Raw genomic sequence first — 5789 nt, 5'->3', positions numbered from 1 at the left:
TGCCAATTATCAAACGCTGCGCGGCAAACTGGAACTGGCAGAAAAGGCCTCTCAGTCGCCTGAAATCATTGCCCTGGAAGAGGTCGTGGAGAAAAACCCCGACGATTTACAAGCCAAAATAGACCTGGCAGTGCAGTACCAGCAAAATAATCGCCAGGAAGAAGGTCTGGCGTTACTTCTCAAAGTACTGCAAAAAGACCTGAATTTTGGCGAAGCCCGCAAACTGTTGATTGATGCCATCAATGCCCTGCCCGAGGGCGACAGTCTGGCTGGTACCTACCGCCGTAAACTATACGCTATGTTGTATTAGCGAGGCCTTCAATGTTTAGCTAACAGCCCCTACCGGGGCTGTAATGCACCAAACCCTGACGTTTCCTGAACATATCGTGAGTAACTTAGAAGGAATTTGTCATACTTCCGTGATACTTTTGCGATAACTGTTTTTCATACTTTTCCCGTTGTTTGATTAAAACCAATCCGAGGAAAATTATGAAACTGCGTAACCTGATATTGTCCACTGCCTTGCTGTCTGGCGCTGCTGCCAATGCCGCGGAACTCAACATCGAATTTCAAAATCTGACCCAGGGGATTTACTTCACCCCGATTCTGGTCGCCGCACACCCTGCTGAGTCGTCGTTGTTCGAAACCGGTGAAAGTGCCTCCGATGAACTGCAAATGATGGCAGAAGGCGGTGATATCAGCGGCTTAGCGAATATCATTGCCGGTGTTAACGGCAATGCCGCCGAAGTGCAGGCTGAGCTTACAGCACCAGGGATGAGCCGCTCCTTTGCGCTGAGTACCGATGCCAATAACACGGTGCTCTCACTGACTTCCATGTTACTGCCCACCAATGATGCCTTTGTGGGCCTGGATAACTGGACCATCCCCACCGAAGCGGGTACTTACACACTGTATCTCAATGCCTACGATGCCGGTACTGAAGCCAATGATGAAATTCGCGGCAGCGGTGCACCGGGACAAGCTGGAATGCCTGTACCGCCCCCGCTGGAAGCGTTAGTTGGGACAGGGGGTAGTGGCGTCACCGCAGAGGAAACCAATACAACCGTGCATATCCACCGGGGTAATGTCGGTGACAGCATGAATGATGGTGGTATCAGTGATATCAACAGCAGTGTGCAGCGTTGGTTAAACCCCATCGCCAAACTGACTGTTACCGTGCAGTAGGAGTCCGTCATGACAAACCTGAAACTAACACATTACAAAAAACAACTGCTGCCGCTCAGTGCCCTGTTTATGCTGTCAGCCTGCGGCAGTGATAACAACGACACCACCGAAGTCCCCCCGGCCGAAGATCCGGCTCCGGTTATCAGTAGCTATGAGATCACTGTGACTAATCTCAGCCATGCCCAGCCGCTGTCCCCGGTAGCAGTGGTACTGCACAGTACCGGTCAATTCTGGACTATCGGCGAGTCCGCATCAGAAGAACTGGAGTATCTGGCAGAAGGCGGTGACAACAGCTTTATCCTGGGTCATTCCATGGTGGAATCAGGGGAGAGCGGCGCTGCTCCTATAGCACCTGGTGCATCGGAAACAATTTCTATCAGTATTGAAGACAATGACATGCCGCTGTTGTCGGTAATCACGATGCTGGTCAACACCAATGATGCCTTTACCGGACTCAATGCACACAATCTGGCAGAGCTGGCACCCGGTGACAGTTGGAGTACTACGGCGCATGTGTACGATTCAGGTACGGAAAAAAACTCGGAAGCAAGCGGCACTATTCCCGGTCCTGTAGATGGTGGAACCGGTTTCGATGCACTGCGTGACGATGTGGATTTTGTCAGTATGCATCCAGGCATAGTTGCTACCGAAGATGGATTAACCAGTTCAGTGCTCAACAAAGTTCACGCCTTTGACAATCCCGTGGCAAAAATTAGCGTAAGCCGAACTGAATAATCTCCCTGATACCAGGCTCAAACTGTCCCGCCGGTCAGTTTGAGCCCGTTGACTTAAACATTGCGAATAAGCATGAGCCATAAAATACTAATTGTTGAAGACGATCTTGATATTGCAGACCTGATCCGGGTAAATCTCGCTGAATTAGGTATCGACATAGAGCACTGCATTGATGGACAGCAGGCACTGGACAAAGCCAGGGCCGAACACTTTGATCTTTTGCTGCTGGATATCATGTTACCTTCACTCAGTGGTTTAGACATATGCCGCATCATCCGCCAGGAAAGGCCCGCTCAGGCGATATTAATGCTCACCGCTAAAAACTCCGAAACCGATCGTGTATTGGGACTGGAATTGGGTGCCGACGACTACATGTCAAAGCCTTTCAGTGTCAGAGAATTACAGGCCCGGGTGCGTTCACAATTGCGCAAGGTGACATTGGTTCGTCAGTTAGCGGAGCAGCCACCTAAGAACCTCGATGAGACACTGCAAACCGGAATATTACACATTGAGCACAAAGCCCGACTTGCCAGCTTAAACGGTTATACTTTGGAACTCACCGCCACCGAGTTTGATTTACTGTGGTATCTGGCTAAACATCCCAATCAGGTGTTCAGTCGTGCACAGTTACTGGAATCGGTCTGGGGATACTCGCACAATGGCTATGAACATACGGTTAATTCTCACATCAATCGCTTACGGGCCAAAATTGAAAAGGATGCCGCATCACCCAATATAGTGCAGACCGTCTGGGGCGTGGGCTATAAGTTTAACCCCGAAGGTGTGCAGCTACCGTGAAGCTGTGTTTTTATCAACGCTTATCTCTGGCCACCATCAGTATATTTTTGTTGATCACCAGCAGTTTCCTGTGGTGGTCAAACGCAATGCAGGAACGCACTCAACATCAGGCAGAGCAACAACTGCATCTCAATCTGGCGCAACATTTAGTGGATGACAACCCGCTGTTGAAAGAAGGCGTTTTTGATTACCAGGCGCTGGGTAATTTGTTTCATACCCTGATGGTGATGGGGCCCAACTTTGAGTTTTACTATCTGGATATCGAAGGTCACATTCTGACCTTTAATGCCCAACCTGGCAAAGTCAAAACCCGGCAGGTGGCCCTGCCACCCATTGAGCGTTTGTTACAACACCCGGACCAGTTGCCCATTTATGGCAGCAACCCCAAAGATCCGAAAAAAGACAAAATCTTCTCTGTTGCTCCGGTTTACAAAGCGCAGCAGAAACAGGGCTATTTGTACGTTATTCTGGGCGGTGAACAGTACGATACCATTATCAAAAAACTCACCCATGACCAGAACTTCGCGCAATTTACCTTACTGGGTGTTACCACTCTGGTGTTATTTTTAGTGCTGATGGTGTGTTTGTTCGCGTGGCTGACCAAGCCCATGAAAAAACTGACACTGGCAATGGATTCAGTACGAGCCGCAGACTATGATCTCAGCCGCTCCGGGTATTCACCTATGCAGTGGGATCGCAACAGCATAGATGAAGTGCAAAAACTGGGCTGTGCCTTCAATGACATGGTGGCCCATATTCAGGGGCAATTCGAAGCCTTGCAGGCACTGGATAGCCGCCGCCGTTCATTGTTGGCGGATTTATCTCATGATTTGCGAACTCCGCTGGCCAACCTGCAAGGTTATATAGAAACTCTGGCGCTAAACCATCAGAATTTAAACCCGGAAGACACTGAACGCTTTATTCAGATATCGCTGAAAAACGCCAGGAACCTGAAGCATCTCATCGACCAGATTTTTGAGCTGGCCTACATTGAAGCCGGTCAGATAACCCTGCACAAAGAACCCTTCCCCATTGTGGAATTGATCCATGATATAGCCGCCAAATTTACCCTGAACGCCCGGGAAAAGAATATCGAAATAGCGGTGCAGGCAGCACAGTCAGATGCCATCGTCTATGCCGACATTGGAAAATTAGAACGGGTGCTCACCAACCTGATAGAAAATGCTATCAGACACACACCGGAAAACGGCAAAGTTACACTTAGCATTGTAAGCCAGTGTAATGGAGTTGCAGTTTCTGTGGAGGACAATGGCGTTGGTATTCCGGCCAATGAAATACAGCATATTTTTGAAGCCAGATATCAGGCCAGTAACAGTGAAAAAGACCATCATATTCACGCCGGATTAGGATTGGCTATCTGTAAAAAACTCATCGAGCTCAATGACAGTTCATTGTCCGTCATAAGTGAAAAAGGCCGGGGAACCTGCTTCAGCTTTGTTTTGCCAACACCTGCAGAGTAATTGTGTAAATTTTATAGTCCCAATTAGTGAACCACTTCACATTCAATTTATGTGAAATTAAATTAATTAGACTAAACTAGAGCGTAATGACCGTTGCTGTACGAAATTTGTTCTAAATATAAGCGTTTTAATCGCGGAACAGTCCTGCAGGCCTAGTGGTACTAAGTCAAAGGACTGTGACAAAGAGTAAAGCGCTTATATGACGAACCCTTCGGGCGGCACCTGTGTGCAACTTATACCGCGTTGAATGCTTTTGATTTAGAACCACTAGACCTTCAAGCATTCGCCTTGTCTAAATTGCACACAGACTGCTGCAAAATTGTACCGCAAAGGTCAATACGCTCTACATGACGTTTTAGAAAAATTAGACACTGTTGAAAAATTGGACTTTGAGTTTTACACAAAGTAGGTTTGCTGTTTCCGAATTGTTGTGACAACTGGAGCAGGTATGCCAGAAATTTCCGCCGAGCAGCGCATCGATATCAAAAATCTGGATGTTGATCTGAACAGCGATAAATTTTTCCGGCAAATGATCCGAACGATAGCGGGCACGTTAGAAGACAACGTGGGTATCGACGAAGCATCCGGGTTTATCGCCATCGTGGGCCAGGAACTGGGGCGCAGAATTGAAATAGAATACGAGAAGTCTCTGAATACCGGACAATTTAACAAGGAAACTATTGCAGACATTTTAGTGGATTTAAAGCGTCGTATTGGTGGAGATTTTAGTGTTGCGTCGGTTAACAACCGGCAAATAGTTTTAACCAATAGCTGTTGTCCATTCGGTGATGAAGTATTGAGGCGGGATTCACTGTGTATGATGACCTCCAATGTGTTTGGCTTCATCGTGTCAAATCACAACGGCTATGCCGCGATAAAGTTACCGGAAACCATCGCGCGGGGCCACGGCAAATGCCGGGTCGTCATTGAGTTAAAAATGTCTGACGAATTCACAGAAAGTGAGGGGTATCGTGAGTATTTTAATCAATCAGCAGGAAAAAACAGGGCCTAGATTCTCTATTCAGAGCTTGTTAAATGGCTTCTCTGAGCCCGCCTACTTGTGCGATCACAAAGGCAATATCATCAATCTCAACAACACGGCCAAAACCCTGTTGCAACATTGTGATCAAGACACCACCCAGCCACACAACCTGCCTCAGGTGCTGGGTATTGATCAGCTCAAGTTCTCCAGAGTAGCCAGGGGCACCTTGCGCACCACAGCTAACATTCCATCGCGTTTTGAAGCAGCTCACCCGATTTCCAACGAGCAGTCTGTTATCGCCATGACCCTGTCCTCAGTAAGAACCGAAGGCAACAGACAACCCACTCACCTGCTGATCAGGTTAACCGACAATAACTCCTTGCTGGAGAGAAAATTCCGCCGCCTGAAAGATCAGGTAGATCAGGTTCAGGAAGAATTGAAAAAACAGGTTAAGCAATCCATCACCGACCCGCTGACAGGCTTGTTAAATCGCAGAGCCATCAGCAATGAATTTAGCGATCATCAATCGCCCTTTAACTGTGAAGATCACACCCACTCCATCGCGATTGTGGATATTGATGATTTTAAGGCCATCAATGATTCGTTTG

General features: G+C 47.8%; 7 protein-coding genes. All 7 read left to right on the top strand.

Going from position 1 to position 5789, the window contains the following annotated elements; all coding sequences use genetic code 11:
- On the top strand, positions 1–310 hold a 310-nt coding region (locus LJ740_RS15975; protein ID WP_229530106.1), incomplete at its 5' end, for a tetratricopeptide repeat protein.
- Positions 311–489: 179 nt separating this feature from the next.
- A complete protein-coding gene (locus LJ740_RS15970; protein WP_229530105.1) occupies positions 490–1185 on the top strand; it encodes a spondin domain-containing protein in 696 nt (231 codons plus the stop codon).
- A gap of 9 nt (positions 1186–1194) precedes the next feature.
- Positions 1195–1920 (top strand): spondin domain-containing protein, encoded by a 726-nt coding sequence (locus tag LJ740_RS15965; protein ID WP_229530104.1) that lies wholly within the window; start codon positions 1195–1197, stop codon positions 1918–1920.
- Between the two features lie 72 nt (positions 1921–1992).
- Positions 1993–2718: a response regulator transcription factor gene (locus tag LJ740_RS15960; RefSeq protein WP_229530103.1), complete on the top strand. Its 726-nt coding sequence runs from the start codon at positions 1993–1995 to the stop codon at positions 2716–2718.
- Positions 2715–4199, top strand: coding sequence for a HAMP domain-containing sensor histidine kinase (locus LJ740_RS15955; RefSeq protein WP_229530102.1), 1485 nt, complete (start codon positions 2715–2717; stop codon positions 4197–4199). The genes LJ740_RS15960 and LJ740_RS15955 overlap by 4 nt, the downstream gene beginning before the upstream one ends.
- 448 nt (positions 4200–4647) lie before the next feature.
- The gene (locus LJ740_RS15950) at positions 4648–5211 is read left to right on the top strand and encodes a methanogen output domain 1-containing protein (RefSeq protein ID WP_229530101.1); all 564 of its coding nucleotides are present in this window, start codon (positions 4648–4650) and stop codon (positions 5209–5211) included.
- The coding region (locus LJ740_RS23335; RefSeq protein ID WP_229530100.1) for a GGDEF domain-containing protein at positions 5171–5789 on the top strand (619 nt) is incomplete at its 3' end. The genes LJ740_RS15950 and LJ740_RS23335, both read left to right, overlap by 41 nt.

The organism is Planctobacterium marinum (assembly GCF_020687805.1).
Lineage (GTDB): Bacteria > Pseudomonadota > Gammaproteobacteria > Enterobacterales > Alteromonadaceae > Planctobacterium > Planctobacterium marinum.
Note: the sequence above shows the minus strand (reverse complement) of the source record. Positions and strands in the feature narration are given on the sequence as shown.

What these genes read in the sequence shown, in the direction of transcription:
- LJ740_RS15960 (WP_229530103.1), top strand. Translation starts at nt 1,993, where the DNA reads ATGAGCCATAAAATACTAATTGTTGAAGACGATCTTGATATTGCAGAC.
- LJ740_RS15965 (WP_229530104.1), top strand. Translation starts at nt 1,195, where the DNA reads ATGACAAACCTGAAACTAACACATTACAAAAAACAACTGCTGCCGCTC.
- LJ740_RS15950 (WP_229530101.1), top strand. Translation starts at nt 4,648, where the DNA reads ATGCCAGAAATTTCCGCCGAGCAGCGCATCGATATCAAAAATCTGGAT.
- LJ740_RS15970 (WP_229530105.1), top strand. Translation starts at nt 490, where the DNA reads ATGAAACTGCGTAACCTGATATTGTCCACTGCCTTGCTGTCTGGCGCT.